Annotated in this window: 19 protein-coding genes; 14 read left to right on the top strand and 5 right to left on the bottom strand. The window is 65.1% G+C overall.

The genetic code is table 11. From position 1 onward, the window contains the following. Nucleotides 1–15 precede the first annotated feature (15 nt). Nucleotides 16–966 carry a chlorinating enzyme gene (locus ACYQ8K_RS16965; protein WP_459970707.1) on the bottom strand — a complete coding sequence of 317 codons (951 nt, stop codon included), beginning with the start codon at nt 964–966 and terminating at the stop codon, nt 16–18. A 357-nt stretch (nt 967–1,323) separates the two neighbouring features. On the opposite strand from ACYQ8K_RS16965, the gene ACYQ8K_RS16960 reads away from it, so the two are divergent. Further along, nucleotides 1,324–2,484, top strand: coding sequence for a pyridoxal phosphate-dependent aminotransferase (locus tag ACYQ8K_RS16960; RefSeq protein WP_459970706.1), 1,161 nt, complete (start codon nt 1,324–1,326; stop codon nt 2,482–2,484). Between the two features lie 186 nt (nt 2,485–2,670). Continuing rightward, nucleotides 2,671–3,885 (top strand): cation:proton antiporter, encoded by a 1,215-nt coding sequence (locus ACYQ8K_RS16955; RefSeq protein ID WP_459970704.1) that lies wholly within the window; start codon nt 2,671–2,673, stop codon nt 3,883–3,885. Here ACYQ8K_RS16955 and ACYQ8K_RS16950 read toward each other — a convergent pair. The 4 genes from ACYQ8K_RS16950 to ACYQ8K_RS16935 are packed head-to-tail and all read right to left on the bottom strand — an operon-like array spanning nt 3,882 to nt 6,668. Next, nucleotides 3,882–4,604: a hypothetical protein gene (locus ACYQ8K_RS16950; RefSeq protein WP_459970703.1), complete on the bottom strand. Its 723-nt coding sequence runs from the start codon at nt 4,602–4,604 to the stop codon at nt 3,882–3,884. The two genes, ACYQ8K_RS16955 and ACYQ8K_RS16950, sit on opposite strands and share 4 nt — an antisense overlap. Before the next feature lie 8 nt (nt 4,605–4,612). Continuing rightward, a complete protein-coding gene (locus ACYQ8K_RS16945; protein ID WP_459970701.1) occupies nt 4,613–5,485 on the bottom strand; it encodes an RAMP superfamily CRISPR-associated protein in 873 nt (290 codons plus the stop codon). Further along, the gene (locus ACYQ8K_RS16940; RefSeq protein ID WP_459970700.1) at nt 5,482–5,949 is read right to left on the bottom strand and encodes a hypothetical protein; all 468 of its coding nucleotides are present in this window, start codon (nt 5,947–5,949) and stop codon (nt 5,482–5,484) included. The genes ACYQ8K_RS16945 and ACYQ8K_RS16940 overlap by 4 nt, the downstream gene beginning before the upstream one ends. Before the next feature lie 5 nt (nt 5,950–5,954). Next, complete coding sequence (locus tag ACYQ8K_RS16935; RefSeq protein WP_459970699.1) at nt 5,955–6,668, bottom strand: hypothetical protein; 714 nt, start codon at nt 6,666–6,668, stop codon at nt 5,955–5,957. A 195-nt stretch (nt 6,669–6,863) separates the two neighbouring features. Here ACYQ8K_RS16935 and ACYQ8K_RS16930 point away from each other — a divergent pair, with 195 nt between their 5' ends. The 12 genes from ACYQ8K_RS16930 to ACYQ8K_RS16875 all read left to right on the top strand — a co-directional run bounded on the left by ACYQ8K_RS16930 (nt 6,864) and on the right by ACYQ8K_RS16875 (nt 22,739). After that, on the top strand, nt 6,864–7,748 hold the full coding sequence (locus tag ACYQ8K_RS16930) for a hypothetical protein (protein WP_459970697.1): 885 nt from the start codon (nt 6,864–6,866) through the stop codon (nt 7,746–7,748). 7 nt (nt 7,749–7,755) lie between these two features. Beyond that, nucleotides 7,756–8,172 (top strand): hypothetical protein, encoded by a 417-nt coding sequence (locus tag ACYQ8K_RS16925; protein WP_459970695.1) that lies wholly within the window; start codon nt 7,756–7,758, stop codon nt 8,170–8,172. Further along, nucleotides 8,169–9,005, top strand: a complete 837-nt coding sequence (locus tag ACYQ8K_RS16920; protein WP_459970694.1) for a phosphoadenosine phosphosulfate reductase domain-containing protein — start codon at nt 8,169–8,171, stop codon at nt 9,003–9,005. The genes ACYQ8K_RS16925 and ACYQ8K_RS16920 overlap by 4 nt, the downstream gene beginning before the upstream one ends. An 88-nt stretch (nt 9,006–9,093) precedes the next feature. Then, on the top strand, nt 9,094–9,960 hold the full coding sequence (locus ACYQ8K_RS16915) for a hypothetical protein (protein ID WP_459970692.1): 867 nt from the start codon (nt 9,094–9,096) through the stop codon (nt 9,958–9,960). A 656-nt stretch (nt 9,961–10,616) separates the two neighbouring features. Continuing rightward, nucleotides 10,617–11,567, top strand: a complete 951-nt coding sequence (locus tag ACYQ8K_RS16910; RefSeq protein WP_459970691.1) for a DUF4192 domain-containing protein — start codon at nt 10,617–10,619, stop codon at nt 11,565–11,567. A gap of 343 nt (nt 11,568–11,910) precedes the next feature. After that, a complete protein-coding gene (locus ACYQ8K_RS16905; protein ID WP_459970689.1) occupies nt 11,911–16,548 on the top strand; it encodes a methyltransferase type 11 in 4,638 nt (1,545 codons plus the stop codon). Nucleotides 16,549–16,852: 304 nt separating this feature from the next. Continuing rightward, nucleotides 16,853–17,779 carry an amidoligase enzyme gene (locus ACYQ8K_RS16900; RefSeq protein ID WP_459970688.1) on the top strand — a complete coding sequence of 309 codons (927 nt, stop codon included), beginning with the start codon at nt 16,853–16,855 and terminating at the stop codon, nt 17,777–17,779. Between the two features lie 26 nt (nt 17,780–17,805). After that, nucleotides 17,806–18,525 (top strand): class II glutamine amidotransferase domain-containing protein, encoded by a 720-nt coding sequence (locus tag ACYQ8K_RS16895; protein ID WP_459970687.1) that lies wholly within the window; start codon nt 17,806–17,808, stop codon nt 18,523–18,525. A 289-nt stretch (nt 18,526–18,814) separates the two neighbouring features. Beyond that, on the top strand, nt 18,815–20,803 hold the full coding sequence (locus tag ACYQ8K_RS16890) for an ATP-binding protein (protein ID WP_459970685.1): 1,989 nt from the start codon (nt 18,815–18,817) through the stop codon (nt 20,801–20,803). A 53-nt stretch (nt 20,804–20,856) separates the two neighbouring features. Then, nucleotides 20,857–21,819, top strand: a complete 963-nt coding sequence (locus tag ACYQ8K_RS16885) for a hypothetical protein (RefSeq protein WP_459970683.1) — start codon at nt 20,857–20,859, stop codon at nt 21,817–21,819. Between the two features lie 252 nt (nt 21,820–22,071). Continuing rightward, complete coding sequence (locus ACYQ8K_RS16880) at nt 22,072–22,500, top strand: hypothetical protein (RefSeq protein ID WP_459970682.1); 429 nt, start codon at nt 22,072–22,074, stop codon at nt 22,498–22,500. After that, nucleotides 22,500–22,739, top strand: coding sequence for a hypothetical protein (locus ACYQ8K_RS16875; protein ID WP_459970680.1), 240 nt, complete (start codon nt 22,500–22,502; stop codon nt 22,737–22,739). Before ACYQ8K_RS16880 ends, ACYQ8K_RS16875 begins: the two co-directional genes overlap by 1 nt. Nucleotides 22,740–22,846: the final 107 nt, after the last annotated feature.

The following is a 22,846-nucleotide window of genomic DNA, read 5'->3' as shown; positions in this document are numbered from 1 at the left end:
TGGGATGAGCGAGCGTCACCGGATGCGAAATGGCGTGCCGTTGACGTTGTGGGTGACGAACTTGTTGTGGCCGTAGTGATCTTGTCCAGAGACCAACACGCAGCCGAATTTCTCCAGGCTGGCGCGCCCGCCGAATTCATCGAGCGTGTCGGTGAACGGATACACCCGAACCTGGGTGGGCAGATACCGGCCGGCGAAGCCCAAACGCATGTCTTGGGTCTTGCCGAGGTGGGGGTGCGAGGCATGCATGAGAGTGGACCAAAAGATCACGAACTGACCTCGGCGCATCGACAGCGACACAGCCTTGGATTCATCGGGTGTCCAGTTTGGGTCTTTTTGCAGCTGCCGGTAGTCGTAGCCGAACAGACCGCGCTTGACGCCGTTCTTTTCGACGTTGTTGATCGCACCGGCGTCGTAGCACATCGTCTTGGATTCGTCATAGTTCATCGTTTTGTGTGAACCCGGGATGACTTGCAGGCAACCCATGTCGACGGTGGCGTCGGTGAACGCACACCATGCGGTCAATGTGCCGCCGAAGTCGGCATCCTGGGGCCACAGGATCTGCGGCTTGCCTTCACCATTGACACCGGAGAAGGTGTCGGCCTGATGCCAGTCAGTGCCCTCGTCACCCGGGTACTTCGGGAACAGTTCGGTTCGCCAGCACAGCGTGTCTGGGCCCAGAATGCTCGAGACCCGGTCCACGATTTCTGGCCGGGTGATGTGCTCGGACAGGAAGTCGACATCGAGGTGGCGGTCATAGCTGGCCAGGTTGGTCACACCGGCCGCCGTCCCGGGCTGATGATAAATCGCGGTCTTGGTGTTCACCAGCTTCGGCGTAAGCGCGCGGTGGTTGGCCTGCATTTCGTCGGGGTCGTATAAGTCGAAGGGTCCGGCGACGCCGTCTTTGTAGAACTGCTCGAGCTCGCTCGCGCTCAACGCAAAAGTGGCGCGCTGTCCGATGGTCAATGGAACCAACCTTTCCTGGGATCCTGCCGTATACAGCGAAATTCGGGTGAAAGTAAGTAAGGTGGATGGGCACGGCAGCAGGGAAGCGGGGGGACTTAAACTGCGGCGGCGGTGCCTACGTTGTCCAATTTTAAGGTGTTCGAGCACATGGCGATTCCCTGCCAAAACACCAACAGGGCAAGCGGGTGGGCAGCGCATGTTGTCGCGAACTTTCGTCGCGCTGGCGGAACAGACCGCAGCGTGTCTTTTTGCCGGTGTACGAGATCCCAACGCGCGGTGAGGCCGATGTTAGAGTCGCGCCAACCACATTCGCCATATCGGATTACAGGCAGCGCTGCAGTGAGGTGACAAAGCCACATGAGTGTTTCTCGACTGCACCATCTCCGCGGGATCGGCGTCAACGATGTTGGTGACCGAGCCGACGCAGCCAACGACCCGTCAATTCTGCGACTGGAAAACCTCGACACCGATGTCCCGCCACCCGCGATCGCGATTGAATTTACCCATCGCGCAGTCGAAGACGACGCCGCCAACAGCTACCTGCCGTTGGAAGGACATCACGAGTTACGGCACGCCGCCGCTACACACGTGTCTCGTCTTAGCGGAACACCTTACGACCCGATCCATGAGTGTGTCAGCGTCGCCGGCGGCCTCAACGGCGTCTTGAACACACTCCTTGCCGTCCTCGAGCCCGGCCAAGAGATCGTCATCACCGATCCGGCCTACGGAGGCTTGATCAACCGCATCCGGCTCGCCGGCGGCGTCCCACGCCACGTCCCTGCCCACCCCACCCCCAACGGTTGGCAGACCGATCCCGCCGAGCTGGCTGCCGCGATCGGACCACAAACCGCCGCCGTACTGCTCATGGGCCCCGCAATGCCCACCGGCGTGCTCATAGGTACCGAACATCTCGACGCGATCGCCGAGCCCGTCAACCGACACGGGATCTGGGTCATCTACGACGCCGCGATGGAGCGCATCCGCTTCGATGGTCAGCAGCCACTGCACCCCGCCAGCCACTCCGGCTTAGCCGATCACACCATCACGATCGGTTCCGCGTCAAAGGAATTACGGATGATCGGATGGCGCGTTGGCTGGGTTGTCGGCCCCCGGGCGATCATGGCTGACATCGCGGTAGTCGGAATCGCCAATGTCGTCTGCCAGGTCGGGATCGCCCAGCAAGCCGTGGCGGCCGCCCTGGCCGCCCCCGACGCCGACGCCGAGGTCGCCGCCGCAACCAACACCTGGCGCCAACGCTGCGAACTCATCATCGACCAGCTATCGACCTACCCAGTTGTCCGTCCGCACGGCGGCTGGTCGCTGCTCATCGACACCGCCGAGCTGGGCCTAACCCCCGAGCAGGCATCATCGCGGCTCTTCGACAAGGGCCGCGTCGCGGCAACACCCATGACCGGATGGGGCCCCAGCGGCGATCGGTACTTGCGCCTGGTCTTCGCCAACGAACCCATCAAACGCCTGCAAGACCTACGCAGCCGCTTCGACGCTGCCCTGAGCTAGAGACGCACAGCGCCGCAACAGAGTTCGTCCCCGAGCCATTAGACACAGGGAATGTGTATAGGTGAAATACCAAGCCCGGCAACCGCAGCCGCGCAGACCGCACTTCCGCGGAGATGAGCACATAATCGTGCCGCGCTGAGGACAACAGGAGAGCACATGCCCATCGGGGACGCCCTGCAGGGACTTGTGACACTCACCGCCGTCGCGATCGGCTCACTGCTGGCCAAAAACGTATTCCGACGCTGCAACCAGCCAACCGTTTTAGGGCCCATCGTTTTCGGCCTCCTGATAGGCGCGATCGTGGCCTCCTGTAACTCGCCATCGGTTCGGATCGTCCTGCCGGGCACATCAAAATTCCTTATCGAATCCGCCGGCACCGCCGGACTGTTGCTGTTGATGTTCGCCGTAGGCATCGAACTACGAACCCACCATCAACCCATCGAGCAACGGCCGCGACAATGGCAGCTCGGCGCAGCCGCAGCGTTCCCCATCGCGCTGTGCGCCGCCGCGGCATGGCCCTTCGCCCACCAACTGACAGGGGCAAAAGGAAACACGTTCTCCGCGTGGGCGTTTGTCGGTGTCGCGCTCGGTGTCACCGCGGTCCCAGTGCTGGTGCTCGTCATCCAGGACCTCAAGATCACCCCGTCGTCTGTGGCGCGCGCGGCCATGCGCATCGCCGTCATCACCGATGGGTTGGCCTGGGCACTCGTGACCCTGCTGCTCATACTCACCGCAAAGCACGGCACCACCTCGGCGGCGGAGTTAGGTATCGGAGCATGTCTGCTGGCTATCGCAGTCCTTGTCTCCCCGCGAATCATCAACCGCTATCGAATGTTCGAGCAGAACAGCCCGCGCGCGATCACCATGTTCACATGCGCGCTCACCGGCGCCGCGTCAACCCAAATCCTCGGGTTACATCCGGCCGTCGGCGCGATCATCGCCGGCTACTTCTTTCCCGCGGCCCTAGCCAACGACGGCGCCAAGCATGTCCTACAGACGGTCATCGACCTACTCATCCCCGCCTTCTTTGTCGCTGCCGCGCTATCCATCCCGCTCCAAACACTGCCCGAGCAGTTGAGCTGGCATGGGCTGGTATGCCTGGTGAGCCTCACCGTCGCCGCATTCGCCTCCAAACTGCTGGCCGGCTACGCCTTCGGCAGAATCCGCGGCTACTCGAGAAGAGCATCATGCCAACTCGGCGTCTTATTGAACTGCCGCGGCGTCACCGAGATCGCCATCGCCTCAGTGGGTTACCAAGCCCACCTGATCGGCGCATACGCCTTCGCGACACTATGCGCACTGGCGATCCTCACCACGACGGTAACTGCACCGCCATTTCGCGCCTTCGCTCTCCGAGCGACGCCGCAGCGCCGGCAATCGAATGATCGAGCCCCCGTTTAGCGGGCAGGTTGGTAGGTTGTGGAGCGGCTTGCTGGGTGTAGGTAAGGCGGTCTTAATGTGCCAGTGCCCAGTGGGCCCGTGCTAGTCGTCGTGTTGGTCAGGCAGCTGGGCGGGGCGGGGCGGCCGAGTACGCCGGGGTCGTGTTCGTGACCGGCGGCCCATTCGTCGAGTTCTGGGGTTTCGGTGATGTGCCAGCGGGTGACGCGGCCTTCGCCGACGCCGCGGTGTTTGCCGATGGAGTCCAGGCCGGCCAGTAGGTCTGCGACGAGTTCGGGGTCACCGACGGCGCGCCAGGTGACGGTGGTGGTGGGGTGGGCGATGACGGGGACAGTGCGGGTTTGGTAGCGTCCGCGCCGGTCGGAGACGGCGCTGCGGGGAACGTTTGAGGTGAGGTCCTGGAGGCGTTGGTGGTCGGTATGTGAGGTGCGCCAGCGGATGTCGGGTTCGATCGTGTTGAGCGGGTGGGGGTGTAGGTCGGCGAAGGTGGCCATCCAATGCCAATCTGTGTTGTGGTGGGGATCCCCGCAGCGGGCCAGGGGCAGCTCCAGCATTTGGGGGTCGGCGTCAGGTTGGTAGGTGAGATAGTGACCCGCACCTCTGGCGGCCCACTTGCGTCGGTCCCAGAGGACCGAGGCGAGGAGGCCGTCCAGGGCGATCCCGTACGGGCGGGACAGCACGACGCCGTGTGGTGTGGTGGCGGTGATCTTCAGCGGGATCACTGTGTTACTCAGGTGATCTCGGATAGCGCGGCGATTACTTCAGCGCGGTGCGCCGTGAGTTCGGACCGCCAGTCCAAGGTCGCGTCGGGGAGCTTCCCACGTTCGACGAACTCGTCGCTGAAGCTGGCGGCGACGGAGCCGTGACCTGAGGCGATGCGACCACCGAGGTGTCCGCGGCTAATGAAGGTAATGAGAACGCTTCGCAGGAACGCGACTTGGTGGTCGGTGGCGTTGGCGAGGCGGACCCAGGTCTGCAGACGGGTGCCGGCGGGGAGGGTTTCGATGTTGAATCGCCCTAGCGGACTGGTGTTTTCGTCGTTATCGGTGCGGGGGGCGTGATCGGGTTGGGGGCGGTGGTCGGCCAGGTGTGTGAACGATTCCTCGGCGAAGGTGTACACGGCGGGCAAGGGGGTGGTTCTTGGTGGGCGAGGCAGGATGTGGGCCAGTTCGGCGACTTCGGGAAGAACTTTGCCGACGGTGAGCAGTCCGGACATGATGCGGTTGGAGGCGGCGCCGCCGAAGACGGCGATCTGCGGGAGCAGTGCCTTGAGGTGGCGTTCTTGTTCGTCGGTGAATGGGCGGGCGGATTTCGCGAGGCGGCCGCCGTTGGTGAGCAAATGTGCCGCGGGAACCGGTAATTCGGCGGCCTCGTAGTCCAGGACCGCCGCGGTGAGATCCTCTCCGATGCGGCGCAGGACGCCGCGGAAACTGCTGCCCGACACGATCGGAACATCCAGTAGCTCGCCGTCGGCGGTGATGATCTTTTCGGTGCGGAACATGGCGGCGCTGTCGGTACCAGGATCGCCATCGTCGCCGCCGCGGTGCACGATCGATGACAGGGCTACGATGTCGATGTCCCACCGAATGGTGTTCAGACTCATGCGCGTTGGGCTTCCCGGTCGGCGTCTACGGCCTCTTTGATGATGCGGACCCGTAATAGTAGGGCAGGCAGGCTGCGTTGGAACGCGCGCAGGACCGGTTGCGGCGGCTCGCGGAGAAGCTCGGCCAGTTCGCGCCGACGGTCCCGGTTGCGGGGGGCTTGGAGGCCGAGGTTTCTGAGCGCGGCTGAGGACCACCACTCGTCGAGTGTGACCGACCGGCGGGCGGCGCGAAACACGCGGCCGGGAAGGATCTCATCCCAATACCTTTTGCGGTGCTTTGGTTCGCGGACCCAGCTGTTCTCCCAGTCGATGCTGTAGTGCACCAGCAGCAGCAGCCGTTCGGCGGTGTCGGCGGCACGCCGGGTAGTGGCGTCGGCGCTGTCGTCGGCGGGTGCGGCCAACGATGGCAGGTCGGGGACCAGCGCCTGCCATGCCCGGGTCGGGGTGAGCTCGTTGGCGGCCATGGCGGTCAGCGTATCGGCTGGTCTGACCGCGCCGGGGTTGCCGCGGCGGCGGCGAGGAACTGGGTGGCGGTCCATAGCGGTGGGACGGTGCGCCAGGGTTGCAGCGCGGTCCACGCCGCCAACAGATGAGGCCAGCGTGCCCGAGGCTGGGCGGTCAGAAGGGGGAATGGTGGGGTCTGTCGGTGCAGCACCGAGTCGACCTGTTTGGCCAGTTGCCGCAGGGTGCGGGAGTTGCTTCGGACCCAGTCGGTGACGATGGGACGCAGCATGATCAGGTGCGCCAACCGTGTCGCCGCGTCCGCGCCCCAGGGGACGACGAGGCCGTCGGTGGCCAGGTGCCCCCATTGGGCGGTGGGCAGGATGTGGCGCTGATGCGACGCCGGCAGTAGCACCGCGTGGGTGTCGGGCAAAGCGCCGGCGGTGAGCACGCTGGCCAGCCCCGCGCGATCGGGGTATTCAGTGACCGTGGTTGTGCTGATCAGCATGGCCGGCACAGTGCGGGGTGGGCGGCTGTAGGCCCACGCGCAAGGGGTGCACAGCCAGTGCGAGCCAAACGGCCAGGCGTCGAACCCGGTGAACCTGTCGGAGACGATCCGGGAACTGGCGACCACAAGGCCATCTGTGCCGCAGCGCCCGCAGCGGCCTTTGGCCGGCGTGGGTGCCTCGACGGGGGGTTGGTCGGCGGCAACCCATGCCGCGGCGGCGGGATCGGACAACATTGCGCCGCCCAGAGTACGGGCGCGCGCCGACCGGGATCGTTTATTGTGGTGGTTACGAAACGCACACAGGGATTGGGTGAAGGTTTCACCTGAGGCGGCTTCGGGGCGGTTGATAGTAGCCGATCCCGGGGCCGCCTCCTCGTAAGCTCGGCGCGGCACAGATAACGGCCCTGCTCAGCTCATTAGACTGGCCAGGTGGGTGCCAAGACCGCCCGGCCGAACCGGGAACCGCTGGCGGTCGACGTCGAGGCCGGGGCGATCTCGTCTCGCGATGAAAAGGCTGCCCGCGAGGTCATCGAGTCATCGATGAGCGATCGCGACTTCCTGCGATTGGCCAACCGGATCATCGACGAGGCCCGCGACACCGACACCTCTGCGACCCGCGCGGCCCGTGATCGCGACCGGGCAACCCCCCGCGATGTCAGCCACGTCGAGTCAGCGCGGCTTCGTACCGGGCTGCCGGCGCCTGAGGAATTCCGGTCGACACTGAGTGCGCGGCAGCGAAAACTGCGCTCGGCCACCAAGAATCGAGTGCTCGCCGCTGCGCCGGCCACGCAGCGGCGAGCACTGCAGACCATGTTGGGCGACGAGGACCCTGGCCAGTGGCGACGCATCAACGCTGCATTGCACCGTGCCGCCGGCGATGTGCAGCAGCTCGACGACGCCGATCGCACCACGGTCCAGCGCCTGGACCGCATGATCCACTCCTATGAGGACATCAACGAGCGCAGCCACCGGGTGTATGTCGCGGTCGCTTTGCCCGACACACATCCGGACGTGAGCCGGTATGAGGATCTGCCGCGCAATCTGGCGCCGGGGTCGACGGTGTCGTTCGACCAGTTCACCGTGACCCGGCACAACCTGCACGAAACACCCGGACACGACAGCCATCGACACCTGGTGTTCGAGCTGGCCACCGCCCGCGGTATGTATCTGGGGCGCTCAGACAGCGTGGAAGACACCACCCACCTGCTGCCCCGCGGCATGCGATGCACAGTGGTGTCTGCCGAATACGCGCCGTATGCAACCGATTCCGGTGGATTCGACGAACGGCTTGTCCTACAACTCGAGGAAGCGTGATGAGGCGATGACCGCTGAATTCGTGGTGCACCCGAACCGGTCGCAGATCGGGCCCAACGTGGCTGGCCGCAACGGGCATTTCCGGTCGGTGAGCCGGCCACGGCAGCCGGTGTCGGTGTGTTTGGCCCGGATCGAGTTGCCGTCCACGCTTGCCGAGCACGCCGACCCTGACGGGTCGCTGACCTTCGGCGGGCTGGACTGGCGCTTCGTGGTCGGAGCGGCCCGCACGTTCGCCCGTACCCATACCGAGCTCGACGAGCTGCCGCCACCATTTGGATTCAAACGCGACGGGCAGTGGTGGTGGTGGGATAACACCACCACCACCGAGTCGATCCTGGACGGTGCTGCGGCCGCCGGTTATGTCGAGGAATACCTTGAGCAGTTGTTCCCGGGAATGGCGATCACCTTGATCGACGACCGATGAGCACGCCGGCGGGGCTGGATATGGCGGCACTGCGGGCCGTCGCGGCCCGCCGGCGCGGGGCCGGGTCGTATCGGCACCTGCTGGAGCGCATCGCCGTCCACCTCGAGGAGCACGACGGATTCGTGTCTTGGAGCGGCGGTAAAGACTCCACGGTGGTCGTCGATCTCGCGCGTCAGGTTGACCCGAACATTCCAGTTGTGTTCTTCGACAGCGGTTTACAGTTCCCTGAGACGCTGGCCTACCTGGAGAGGCTGGCCGATGCCTGGCGGCTGAACTTTTCGGTGATCCCCGCCGAGCCCGATCTGCTGACTGTCATGGTCGCACTGGGTGGGTTTGACCATCACGCCCCAGACCGGCGGCTGGGTGTGGAGCTGGCTGAGCTGATGATCACCGGGCCCGCCGCCGAGGCGCACCACCGTCACGGCCGGGGCTCGCTCTGGGGTGTGCGGGCCCAGGAGTCTCACGGCCGGCTGATGCTGTACCGACAGCAGTTGGCCGCCGAAACCCGTGCCCAGCACCAGCATCGGCGCACAACCGTTCGCACGCAGACCGGTGGGGTGGTGCGCCGCGCCGACGGGACCGTCACCTACGGGCCGATCTGGGACTGGCAGCCCCGCCAGGTGTTCGAGTACCTGGCGGGCCGCGGGATTGAACCCAACCCCTTGTACGCCAAGTTCGCCGATCTCGGTATGCCGTCCCAGCAGATCCGTGTCGACTCCATCATCGACGCGTCTCAACTGTCCAATGGGCACGTGGCATGGCTGCAAAAAGGCTGGCCGCAGGTGTTCGACCAACTCGTGACTGTGCTGCCGCGGCTTCGGGAATGGACCTAACTGACCGCGCTCGGTGCTATCCTGATCAGTGGTAGGGCACGCCCATACGGCTGGCCTCTCGCTCCGGGAAGGAGGACAACGATCGATCATGAGTACCGTGCTGGCAGGTGTGCTGCCTGCTGCTGTCCGCGAGGGGGACGACATCGTCGAGCAGCCGTTCGTCGAGTATCTCTGGTCTGATCTGGTGGCGCGGCGAAACGCGTTGAGTCTGTGGCCTGAAGACATCGCGCCGCTGCTGGGGATCGATCTCGCCCGGTACAGGGAGATCGAAGAAGGCATCTTCGGCTATGTCAGTCTGCGTGTCATCAACGATGTGATCGCGATGGAATCGTTCGTTGCTGAGGAAGCCGAATGGCTGGTGTCAGGGGCTCCGACTGAGGGCACCGTCGTGCTACACGCTGTCGTCGACCAGGAGACGTTCACCGCCCGCTACCCGCAGGCACGCACTACAGGCGGCACGATCGCCTATCCGGTCTCGTTACAGTACGTCGCGGTCGGGCGAGCCGCGGCCGAGTTGAGCCGGCGGGGCCGCGATGTCGAGGTATATCGCGGTGAGCGGCACTTCGACCTGACTGCGGCCCGGCTCGCCGTCGGACTAGGCAAGACTGAGACGGCATATCTAGTGGGGCGCAACGTGAAGTCCTACTACGCGGACGAAAAAGGACGCAAGCCGCCGTCCACCCATTCGCTGGGTGATCTGCGCGCCCTCGATGATTTCATTGTCGAAACCGCTGGCACGCTCGAGGTCGGGGTCGACGACCGAGGCCTCGACGTGGTGTGGATTCTCAACAATCAGCAGGAATTCGAGAAAGCCTACCCGCAGGCCCGTGGCCGGCGGACTAACCAGCCCTACCCGATCAGGGCGCTGCGCATCGCAGCAGCCCGGCGCGCGCACACCATGGAAGTCGCCGGCCGGCCCACACGTATCGCCACACGCTCCGCCGCTCCCGCCTAGAACGCACCCCATCCTCTGCCCCGCACAGGGATGGGGTGTGCGATGTGTTGGGCGGGAGCGGAATTACGTGATGATGGTGTGGTGGTGATCATGATGATGTCGGTGGCGTTGGGTAGCGTCGGGTTTGTTGAGCGCAACCTGGGCGCGTGTCTGGTTGCAGGCCATCGATCGTCTTTGGGGAAGTGATGATGTCGGGACGTTTTGTTGCCGATGAGTGCCTGGATGGGCCGGTGGGTTGTGAGGGCGCGGTGTTTGAGTATGCGGCGCTGAGTGGTTCGGGGGTTGTGTTATCTACGTTGTGAGCGGCATTATGAACTCTATGTCGAGCGGCTGGCGCCGCGGATCGACGAGATTAATCGCCGGTATCCAGTGATGGCTCCGCCTGATTTCGATCCGCTTGCAGCCGGTGAATCCTGGGACGAGGACGGCTGGTAAACGCGGGACGGTTGCCCGCTGGCTAATGCCACCCATTGCACCACAGATTGTGGTCGGTGGGTGGTTTTGCGTTGTGGCGCAACTGTTTCCTGTCGCATTGGGCCGATGCAGGTTGGGGCGGTGGTGTCGGTGGGTGGCGGTAGTGTTCTCGGTGTAGGGCAAGCCGTTTGGCGGGCCTGATGAATCCCGGGAAGGGGACTGTGGTGGACAGAATTTCGGTAATGGGCCGCTTGGTGGCTGGTGTCGTTGCGGTTTTGGGGTTTGTTCCGGTCGAGTCGCTGGTTTTGGTGTTGATGCGCGGCGGCGCTGTGACCAGCGTGATGCGGGGGGATTTAGCGGATCCAGGCTGGGCGGTTCACGCCGAGCATGTCGCGGATCTGGTGCTCCGCAGCGGGTCTGATGGTGTGATAGCGGTCGTGGTGTCAGAGCAGGGGGCGATGTGCTCGGTACGGGTGGCGGAGTTCGAGTCTCTGGTGGGGGTGGTGTCGGCGGCACTGCGTCAGCGCGGTAGTCGGGTGCTGGATGCGGTGGTGGTGGACCGGATTGAGGCGGGTGGGTGCTGGCGCCGCCTGGATGACGTCCTTGTGTCGGGGGTGCTCGACGAGGATCCGGCGTCATCGGTGTTTGCTGTTGCCGCGGTGGTTGAGGGTCGTCGGATGTATGGCAGCCGTGAGGAATTGGTGGCGTTCGTGGATAGCGATTCCGAGCGGGTCGCGGCGCTGGCGCCGCTGGTGTCTGGCGCGGGCGGTGCCGGGGAACCGGTGGAGGTGTCAGTGCGTCGGGTGGTGGCGGCGGCGCGGCGGATGGCGGCGGGGACGGCGCCTGATGATGGTGAGCTGGCGGCTGTGGGCGCGACGCTGACCGATGTGCGGATACGTGATGCGTTGCTGGGGTTGGCTGTTGGCGAGGACGCGGCGGCAGCAGAGGCGTTGTGGGCGTTATTGGCGCGGGTGCTGCCTGATCCGTTTCGTGTCGAAGCGTTGGTGTTGCTGGCGGCGAGCGCGTATGCGCGCGGTGATGGTCCGCTGGCCGGCGTGTCGCTGGGGGCGGCGCTGTCCGCGGATCCGTGTCACCGGCTGGCGGGCCTACTCGATGTTGCTCTGACTGGCGGTGTGCGCCCGGAGGAGGTGCGGGTGGTGATCGCGAAGGCCGCGGCCGCGGTGACTGTGTAACCGGTTCCTCCTCCCGAGGTGCGGGTGGGGGTGTGGAATACCCCGCGCGCAACCCCCTCTACCTCAGTCTGCCTGCCCCGCACTGGGATGGGGTGGGATCTCAAAGCAGTTGGGGGCGAATGCGTGTCGTCGTCGTCGTCGTGATGTGTCCGTCGGTCGGTCGTGTCGGTGGGTGTCGGTAGTGTGCGTGGTGTAGGGCAAGCCGTTTGGCGGGCCCCGGAATCCCGGGAAGGGGAATTGTATGTCGATTTCGGGTCAGCGGGCAGGTGGCGGAGCGCAGGACAACAGGAGAGCGCCGCGGTTGGCGCGCGCTGCGATTGCGGCGGCGCGCACGGTTGCTGAGGTGGCCGGCCTCGTCGATGAGGACCAGCGCGCGATTCTAGAAGGGTTCGCGGGGTGGGGGCCGGTGGCGAAGCTGTTCGACCCGCAGCCGTTGGGAGTGTGGGCCGAGCTGGCCGATGAACTCGAGGCCGTCGCGGGTGAGGCGATGACATCGGCCGCGCGGGTGGTGGACACCTCGTTTTTCACCCCGGCTGACCTGGTTGGCCACATCTGGGATGTGCTAAGAGCAGCGGGCTTTTCGGGTGGGTCGGTGCTGGACCTGGGATGCGGGGCGGGCGCATTTGCTCGGCACGCGCCTGGCGATATTACGATTTCGTACACCGGCGTTGATGCTGATTGGTTGTCGGCGCAGATCGCGCGCGCGTTGCACCCGCGGGCCACGATTCTGACCGGCGAGTTGCAGAAAGTGTCGTTGCGGCACAAAAGGTTTGATGCGGCGGTGGGCAATGTGCCGTTTTCTGCGGCGCGGGTGTATGACGGCGCTACCGGGTTTTACGGGTCGCTGCACGACTACTTCTTGGCGCGCGCGGTGGCCGCGGTGCGGCCTGGCGGCTACGTGGTCGCGGTGACGTCGCGGCACCTACTCGATTCGGCGCGCGGCGTGCCGACGACGATCCGCGAGCATGCGGATCTGATTGCGGCGGTTCGGCTGCCATCGGGGTACTTCGCGGAGGCCGGCACTGAGGTGGTCGCTGATGTCGTCGTGCTACGTGTCCGAGACAGCGATGGTGACCGCCAGGGTTGGGCGCCCGATGATGAGGCGTCGCGGGTGACGCTGACCGAGACAGTAGGCGGCCGGTATTGCCGTGAGCCGGTCAGCGGCTGGTGGGCGGCGCACCCGGAGTTGGTGGCCGGGGTGATGCGGTTGACCGGTTTTGATCGCGTCCCGTTGGCGGTCGACGCTGAGGATCAGGCCGCCGCGGTGGCGGCCGCGTTCGCCGCCGTGCCGCCGCTGCTGGTCGGTGGCTACCCAGTCGGTGGCGGGCCGGCCGTTGGGGTAGCCGGTATCGGGCTCACCGACGAGCAGGGCCGCGTGGAGGGGTCATTGCATGTCGTCGACGGTCAGGTGGTCCGCGTCGTGGACGGCGCGCTGTCTGTGGTGGCGCGCCCGAGCTCGGAGTTGCGGGCACTGATCGGGTTGCGTGATGCGGCGGTGGCATTGCTGGACGCCGAATCCGACTGGGATCGGCCTGATGGTGAGGTCGAGCCGCTGCGGTTGGCATGCCGGCAGGCCTACACGGCGTACGTGGCGCGTTTCGGGGCGCTGAACCGCGGTGTGGTCACCGAGGGTAAGCCTGACCCCGAGACGGGGCTGCCGCGGCTGGGCTGGCGCACACCGAGTCTGGGCGGCTTCCGTCAAGACCCCGATTGCCCGGTGGTGCTGGCGTTGGAGATGTTCGACCAGCAGACGGGGCAGGCCGAGGCGGCGCCGATCCTGATGCGGCGGGTCAACAAGCGGCCTGCCCCGGCTACCACCGCAGACACCGCGGCGCAAGCATTGTCGATTTGCTTGGGTGAGGGCCGGGGCCTGGACTTGAGCCGCATCGCGGGCCTGGTCGGGTTGGACGGACCTGAGCAGGCATTCGCCGCCCTCGGTGAGCTGGCCTTCCGCGATCCGGTCGACGGGCGGGCCGTCACCGCGCGGGACTATCTGTGCGGGGACGTACGGGCCAAGCTGCGCGAGGCGCTGGCCGCCGCGGCGGTTGACCGCCGCTATGAGCGCAACGTGGCGGCATTGGAAGCCGTTCAGCCGCCGTGGCTGGGTCGCAACGAGATCCGCATCGAATTGGGATCACCTTTCGTGACCGCCGGCGATGTCGCGGACTTTTGCGCCGAGGTGTTCGGGGTGCGGGCCCGGGTGGATCACATTGCGCCGCTGGCGGCCTGGGAGGTCACCGGATCTCGGGCCCAGCTGTCGCCGCAGGCGCGGATCGCGTATTGCACGACGCGGATGGATGCGTTCACGCTGTTGGCGGCCGGGCTCAATGGTGCCGCGCCGGTGGTGTGGGACGAGGTCTATGACGAGGTGACACGCACGCGGCGCAAGGTCCGTAACCCAGATGCCACCGAGGCCGCCGAACAGACGCTCGCCGCGATCGCCGAGCGGTTCTCCCTGTGGATCTGGGAGTGCGGCGAGCGGGAGCGGCGCATCGTCGATCGCTACAACCACACGATGAACGCGCACGTGCTGCGCAGCCATGACGGGTCTCACTTGATGTTTCCCGGGCTGGCCGAGGGGATCGAATTGTGGCCCTGGCAACGTGACTTTGTGGACCGGGCGGTGTCGACGCCGGCCGTGTTCTGCGCCCACGAGGTCGGGCTGGGTAAGACTTACACCGCAATCACTTTGGCAATGACGTTGCGTCAATTCGGCCTGGCTAACCGGCCCGCGTTCGTTGTTCCGCTGCATCTGCTCGAGCAAACGACACGCCAGGCCTATCAATCGTGGCCGTCAGGCCGGTTTTTGACCGTGACTCGTGCGGATCTGCACGGTGATGCCCGACGGCGGTTTCTCGCGCGTTGCGCTACTGGTGACTGGGATCTGGTGATCATGACCCACGAAACGTTTTCGTCGCTTCCGGTGCCCGCCGGGGTCGAAGAGGCCTGGCTGTCAGACCAGCTCGGGGATCTGGAGAACTACACCCGCGCCCAGGGGCATGCAGGCAAACGGATCGCTGCCGCGGTGCGGTCGCTGCAGGGGCGGATCGCGCGGTTACGGTCGAGGTTCAACGACCCCCAGGCGATCACCCTGGGCACGCTTGGCGTGGATTATCTGATCGTCGATGAGGCTGACAAGTTTCGTCGTCTCGAAATACACAGCCGTGCTGAGGGGTTCAGCCTTGGGGCGTCCAAGCGGGCAATGGACCTGTTTTTGAAGATCTCGTTGTTGCGTCGAGCCAACCCGACCCGGCCGCATGTGTGCTTGCTGACCGGAACCCCGTTCACGAACACGCTCGCTGAAAGTTATGTGTGGCAACGCATGCTGACGCCAGATCGGTTGGCAGAGACCGGGCTAACCCACTTTGACTCGTGGGCCGCGCAATTCGTCCGCTACGAGGTTTTGATCGAGACCAGCCCCGACGGTGCGGGCTTCCGGTCTCGGCGGCGGCCGTCGGTGATCCACAACGTTCCCGAAATGCGGTGCATGCTTTCTGAGTTCATGTCGATGGTGCGTGCCGATAGTGTCGGGTTAGCGCGCCCGGCGGTGCGCCGGCATACCGAGGTGAGCGAGCCCAGCGCGGCCCAGCGCGCATTCATGGATTCTTTGGTGCGCCGCGCCGATGACCTGCGGGCGCGCCGGGTACGTGCCGACGCGGACAACATGCTGTTGATTTGCGGAGACGGCCGCAAGGTTGCGCTGGACCCGAATCTGGTCGGGATCAGGGAGGAGGCACCGAAGCTGGCGGGGGTGGCTCGCCGCGTCGCCGAGGTGTATCACCGCACCAAGGACCTCGAATATGACGGGTCGCCGTTACCGGGTGCGTTTCAGCTCGTGCTGTGCGATCTGGGCACACCGAAAGCAGGTGGCGCGCACAGCTACGGCCGGATCCGGGCCGGGTTGATCGCGGCCGGCGTGCCGGCCACCAAGATCCGGTTCGCACACGAAGCGACCACCACCCGGGCGCGTGAGGCGCTGTTCGCCGGGTGCCGCGACGGCAGGATCGCTGTGCTGATCGGCTCGACAGCCAAGGTCGGGATAGGGGTCAACGTGCAGGACCGGCTGAACTCGATCCACAGAGTGGACCCACCATGGACGCCGGCGGCCTGGGAACAAGGCAACGGCCGGGGTATACGAAACGGTAACCAACACAGTGTCATTGACATTTACTCGTATGTGGCTCGGGCAACCTTCGACGCATTCATGTTCGGCACGGTCGAGCGTAAATCCCGCGGATTCGAGCAGCTGTACCGCGTCGATGGACAAGCCCGCGAAATCGAGGACGTCAGCGGTGACGGGACGCTGAGTTTCGGTGAGCTCAAAGCCGCCGCAGCGGGCAACGACCTGCTGCTGCGCCAGCACGAGCTGGCCACACGGGTGCGGGCCTTGCGGCTGGCGCACATTACGGTGCAACAAAACGTGCGTACCCTGCTGGGGCAAGCGGACAACGCCGCCGCAGCCGCAGAAGCAGCCTCGGTGCGGGCGCGGCGACTCGCAGAATTCGCCGAACATGCAGCGGGCATGGACGACATCGATACGACGAGGGTGGGGGCGGCCGCGTGCCCACCCCGTGACGCAGGCCGCTACTGCGGCCCGCAACGAACCGGGTGGAGTGACCATCGGGTGTCGATCCGCGTCGCCACCACCGATGCCGACCCGGAGTTGGTGGTGGCGTTCGACTACCGCACGCTATGGTCGCACCCCATTCCCGGCAAGGTCCGCCGGCGCGGACCCGAGGCGGTCGCCGCGTGGGCACAGACAATCGTGGCCACCTGGATCGCCGGCGTGGATGACGAGATCACGGCCACCCGTCAACGGGCAGCTGAATCGACCCTTCGCGCCGAGCACGCTCGAGACACCGCCGCGGCCGTCGATGCCGGCGAGCCCGCCGAACTCGTCGCCGCCCGCGCCGAGCTCGAGGCCGTCAACCGTGCGATCGCCGACTCGCTCTCGGATGAAGGGCCACCAGCCGCGGCATGACGCGGTGATATCGGCGGTGGCCCCCACGGCCTGATGGTGTGGGGCCACCGTCGGCATGATGGGAGCGCCTCGCGGGCCGTGTGATGCCAGGCTCATTGGCGACTCAGCGCCCGAGTCCGTCTCGATTCCCTTGCACCCCATCCCCCTGCCCCGCACAGGGATGGGGTGCAAGGAATTCCGGTAAATCCGTTGTGGCGGTGCGGGTTTAACGGCTGCGTTTGTCGGTGGTTGTCGGTAAAATAGTGGGTGTAGGGCAAGCCATTCCGGCGGGCCTCATCAATCCCGGGAAGGGGCGTAATTTCTGATGCCGTCAACGCTTTATTGCGACAATTGTTGCTGCGAGATTGACCGCGATATCGACTATTTCTGTGATTCGTGCAGTGAATGGCGTTGCGACGCCTGCTCTCCCTGTTCGTGCGATGACGACGATGACGACTGCGACCACGACTCGCGGGTTCATTCCTACGAGTACCGTCCTCTGAATTTTCGTCCGAAGGGCAATTATCCGGCTGAAGCGCTGTTGGGCGTCGAGCTGGAAGTGTGCGGTGGGCATGGGGTTATCGCTGATGTCGTGCACGGTGTCGATTCGTGCGAGGACCACCTGTACATGAAGCGGGATGGGTCGATCTGCGGGGTGGAGATTGTCACCCATCCCATGACATTGGCGTGGGCACGTCAGTACCCGTTTGCCCGGCTGCTGGGCAACCTGCGTGCTGTGGGGTGCTCGGTGGACGACGATTACGGGCTGCATATCCATGTGTCGCGCAACGCATTCCGGCGCGACGGCAAGCAGTCAGCGGCGCATCAGATGACGTGGCTGCTGTTCATGTACCGCAACGTGACGGAGCTGGAGGAGTTGGCTCGCCGCAGCTCGGATCAATGGGCGTCGTTTCGCAAACCTGTTCCGGGTGAACTGGCCCGCAAAGCGAAATCCATTGGTGACGACAACCGCTATGTTGCGGTGAATTGCAACAACGACAAGACGTTTGAGTTGCGGTTTTTCAAATCGACGCTCGATGAGCGGGAGTTCTATGCGGCGATGGAGTTCGCCGACGCCAGTGTGCGCTACACGCGCTTCATTGCATTGCAGGACGTGTTGCGCGGCAAGGCGCTTACCTGGCGGCACTTCAGCGGATGGGTGAAGCGCCACAACTATCGGTACCTGTGGGCCGAAATCAGCGGACAGCCGTTGTCGGCACCGGTTTTGCGGGGAGTGGCCCAATGTGCATAGTCAGCTATTTGCCGGCGGGTGTCCCTGTGGACGTTGACGGTCTTTTCAACGGTGGCTTGCATAACCCGCACGGGCACGGCTGGGCGATCGTCACTGACGGAACCTTGATGGTGGGCAAGTCGTTGGACCTGGCCGACGCGCTGGATGAGTTCTGTGAGGTCCGTGAGCGTTACCCGGCGGGTCCCGCGCTGTTTCATAGCCGGTGGGCGACACACGGCAGTATCGGGGTGGACAACGTTCACCCGTTCCTGGTGGGTGGTTCTGCGGCGACGGTGCTGGCGCATAACGGCATCCTGCCCAAGGCGGCACACCCCGAGGCCGGGGATGACCGCTCGGATACTCGCAAGTTCGCCGACGAGATTTTGCCGCGACAGTTCCGCCGCCTCGATCGGCGCGGTGTGCAGCATGCCTTGTCGCAATGGTGCGGTATGGGCAACAAGCTGGTGATCCTTACGGTGGCCGCGCGGTATCAACGCAACGCCTACATCGTCAATGAGGCCGCCGGCTGCTGGGATCACCGGACGGGCATCTGGCACAGCAACACCGACTATGAGGCGTACCCGAGTTGGTGTGACGGCTCGCAGGCGCCGGCAGGCGTTTCGTTGTTCGCCGAGGATTACTGCGCGTTGCGTGGTTACGGCCTGATCGACGCCAACGGGTACTGCGACGAGTGCCGGTCGTGTCAGGACTGCATGGAACACGTCCGTAACTGCCTGTGCTGGAACCACCGGTACATGGCGGTCTGATGCTAGGGCGGCGCTGCCGGGCCGGGTTGTGGGCTCGGCAGCGCCGGCCGGCGGGACCAGCCGGCCTTACCCCCCGCACCCCTGCCCCGCACTGGGATGGGGTGGGGGGCAGGGGTAGGGCATTGGGGCGGTGTGGGTTTGGGCGCAGCGATTGTCGGTGGTGTTCGGTAGAATTGGTGGTGTAGGGCAAGCCGGATGGCGGGCCTCAGAAATCCCGGGAAGGGGAGTTGTGATGCGTATTGCCGAGACGACTTCGACGCTGGTGAGTAGCGCCGCGAAGTTACCCACGATGACGAGTCGGGTGGACCCGCAGGGCGCGCGCCGGATGATGGAGATGTTGGTCAATCTTTACGCCGACCGGCGGTTGGCGGTGGTGCGTGAGTATGTCTCCAATGCGGTTGATGCTAGCCGCGTGGCGGGGAGCGCTGAGCCGGTGGCCGTGACGTCTCCGACGCTGGTTGAACCGAATTTCATCGTGACCGATCAGGGCACCGGCATGTCGATGGGTGAAGTGGAGGCGACGTTTTTGGCGTTTGCCGCGTCGAGCAAGCGGGACAGCAACGAGCTGGTCGGCGGGCTGGGTGTCGGCGCGAAGTCGGCGTGGACCCTGGCGGAATCGTTTCTGGTGGACACGGTTAAGGGTGGGCGGCGCACAACTGTGAGGGCGGCCCGTAATTTGGAGCATCAGGTACTGGTGTCTGATGAGCCGAGCGAATTACCGGACGGGACAACGATTGTCATCCCTGTTGAAGTTGCCGGGCATGTCGAGGCATGGCGGCGGGTGGTGCTCGAGGTCGCCAGCGCCCACGACGACGGCGCGGTGATGGTGGACGGTGCGCCGGTGGACAGCCTTGCCGCAGGGGCGTCGTGGATCGGTCCGGTGTCGTGCCGTCGCCTTGAGCGAGGCGACCGCAGCGCGGTCGTGGTGCGCAGCGGAGGCACGTTGTTTTCGTCGGTGCCGGAGATCACCCGGCGAGTGTTGGACGGCAGCGGCGGGTTGTCGGGATGCGTGATCGAGTTGCCTATCGGGTCGTTTGACCACACTCCGAGCCGGGAGTCGGTGATTGCCACAGACCGCACCCTGGCTGCCGTGGATAGGGCGCTGGAACAGTACCGGGTGGCGTATGACGCGCTGGCGCGGCGGGTGTCGGACCTGGCGGTCACCGATGTCTGCGCTGCGGTGGCGCTGCGTACCGACACGCTGGGCAGCGTGGGCAGTGCGGCGATGTTGCCGGTCCCGTTTCAGATCGGGGTGCCTGCTGGGGTCGGATGCTGGCTCATGCGCCACCGCAGCGGACGTTCACGCTGGGAGCGCGTTGAGCACCACCGTGACGACATCTTCGAGGCGGTGACCGCTCGCGCTGAGATGAGCCGAACCCTGGTGGTGACGGGTGTGCCAGCGGGGCGGGTGCTATCGCGGTTTGCCACGTTTCTGGCCGCTCATCATCCCACGGTGCGGCGGGTGATCGCCGTGCCACAAGGCCGCACGAGGTTGGCGCTGACCGTGTTTCAGGGCGGGACCACTGTGACCGAACAAGTGTGGGAGGTCGGTGTTAACACTGACGGGATCGCTGCGCATTACACCTTTGAGCAGTGGAGCGCGGCGATTGCGGCCAGGCGCGCCACCCGTGGGCCAGTCACAGGCTATGCGTGTGTGGTCATCGACCGTGATGGCGGACCGGGCCGGGATGCCGTCTTGAGCGGTGCGGAGATTGCCGCGTTGGGCCTGCCGGTCGTTTACGTGGCCGAAGCACGCCCGTACCGGGCGCACAGTGGTCTCAAAGCGTCGGTGACGGTGTATCTGGGGACGCGCAAAAGCGGCCCCCTCATTGCCGCCGTTCCGCACGCGATGTCTCGTGGTGAGTGGATCGAACAGCGCTTCGCTGCCGACACTGCCGGTTGGTCACCGACCGAGCTGCTTGCTGCGGCCTACACCCACCCGCAATGGAGGGCACACCAACCCGAATTCGACATCGCCGTGGCGGCGCTGGCCGCCAGCACTGACGAGCACCCACAACGCGCGCTGCTGGGACGGATCGCGGCGCTGGTGGCGGCTGCCGGGAAAGTCACGAAGGCCCAGACCGCGACGGTTGAGGCGCTGAGCGGCTGCGCGGCGGCGCGGGCGCAGTTCGACACGATCAGCAAGCTGCGTACCGACCTGCGGCGGGCCTATCCGCTGTTGGCGCATTTGCGTGGTTGGGACAACGCCGACACCCACGCGCATTACGTCGCCTACGTGGCCCACACGCCGCCACAGACTGCCGTTAAGGCCGCCTGAGCCTTCCAGTCGATAGTTCAAACCGAAACTACGAGAACAGGATTCAACGCATCATGCACGCACTCATTGATCAGCAATCGATCATCGTCGTCGAAGGGCCAGCTAGTGTGCTCATCGCGGCCGCCGATCCCACCTACGAGCCGGTACGCCGCTACCTGGTGGACGAACAAGGGGCCGATTTCGCTGCCGTCCGTGACCTGGTAGCAACGTTCCGCACGATAGTGAAAGCCGCTGCCGCCGAGGCTGTCTCGGTGGTGGACGGCCACGCCAGTGCAAGCGTGAACGGGCACGAGCCATATCGGATCTTGCATGGTGATCCGGTAGAGGAGGTGGTGCTAGCGGCGGCTATCCGGCTCACCAGTAGCACCGCAGACCTCGCGCCGCTGGGGGCGTTTCTGCGGCGTCTGGAACGCAACCCGTCGCCAGCATCGCGGTCACAGCTGTTCGGCTGGCTCAAGGCCGGTGGATTCACACTGACCACCGACGGATACATCGTCGGCTACAAGTCGGTGCGCGCGGACGGACGTTCGGCGCACGCGGGCAACGAGCCGGTCACCGTGAAAGCTCAGGATGGGACGGTGCAGACAGTAACCGGGAATGTGCCCTACCCGGTCGGGGCTACCGTGTCGATGGACCGCGATCTGGTTGACGACGACCGGAACTCGGCGTGCTCGGTTGGCCTGCACGTGGGCACCTTCGGCTACGCGGAGAGCTTCTCCGAACAGATGCTGGTGGTTCTGGTCGATCCGGCTGACGTGGTGTCGGTGCCCACCGACTCACACGCGCAGAAGATGCGAGTGTGCCGCCTCTATGTGGCTGCCCGCCACGACGGCGACCAGATCGCCGACGCGGTGATCGATCACATTCGCACCGTGCCGGACTTCGACTCCAGCCAGTGCTACGACAATCGCCCAGAAAACGCATCTCGCCCCGTTTTCGGGGTGGCCGAGGCGTGGGACAATCTCAACGACCTGGACGATGAGGACGACGACGGTCTGGCAGACGCGAACGAATAGTGAGCGGTGTTGGCCCGCAGGCAGATTCGAGGCTTGCGGGCCACCAGCACACGGTCACCGCCACCCTGCCCCTGTGGCTAAGCCGGGCACCTGCCCTGCACTGAGATCGGGTGGCGGTCTTTGGGGGCCGTAGTGAACTGCTGCTGCTGCTGCTCGGCTGCTCCAGTTGGTTGTCGGTGAGGGCCGGTAGTGTGCGTGGTGTAGGGCAAGCCGTTCCGGCGGGCCTGAAGATCCCGGGAAGGGGAAAGTACTGTGACTGTTGCGGATTCACCCGCGGTATTGCGGGTGGGCATGGATGGCGTTGTCACACGGGTGCCGTTTGTGGTCGAAGACCGGGGCGGCGCGGGCGCGTTGTTTCGGGAGCAGATCGGCTGTCGCCTGTTTGATGTGATCGCCCTCGACGACCGTACGGATATGTGGGTTGACGATGAGGCGATCGCGTGTGTGGATTTCGACGATCGAGAGGCGTTGGCAGAGGTGATCAACCCGGTTGCGACATGGATTGCCCATCGGTACGGGCGGCGGCAGCCGGTGTTCGGGGCGGTGGTGATGACGCGTCTGGTGGGTGAGAGTTCGGTTGCTCTTGATGATGATCAGCTGGCTTGGTTGGAGTTGCTGGCGGTGTTGGCCGCCGCGGTGCTCGGCGATGTGCTGGCTGAGCGTGTGGGCGGGGGCCGGTGATGATGCTGACGATCAAGGTGGAGAACGCCTACAGCGACGGCCACGAGTCCACTGTGATTGAAACGGTTGAGGTCCAGCCGTTCAATGATATTGAGGAACTGTGGGAGCAGATCCGAGAGCGCACCGGCGACGGTCGCGGCTCAGATCGGGATCTTGGCTACTGCTACACGATCACGATTCTGGCCTCCGCTGAGTATCTGGATCTGGTCGGCGCGAGTAATGAGTGGGTGGGCGCATGAATAGATGTGCTGTGAGTCCGGGAGCTTGGGCTGGTGGTGGTTGAGCGGTTTGTGGGTTTGGTGGTCGGCGCGGTTCGAGCGGGGTTGGGCCGGGTTGGCGGTGTGGG

The sequence above is a fragment of the Mycobacterium sp. MUNTM1 genome, assembly GCF_054660795.1.
Note: the sequence above shows the minus strand (reverse complement) of the source record. Positions and strands in the feature narration are given on the sequence as shown.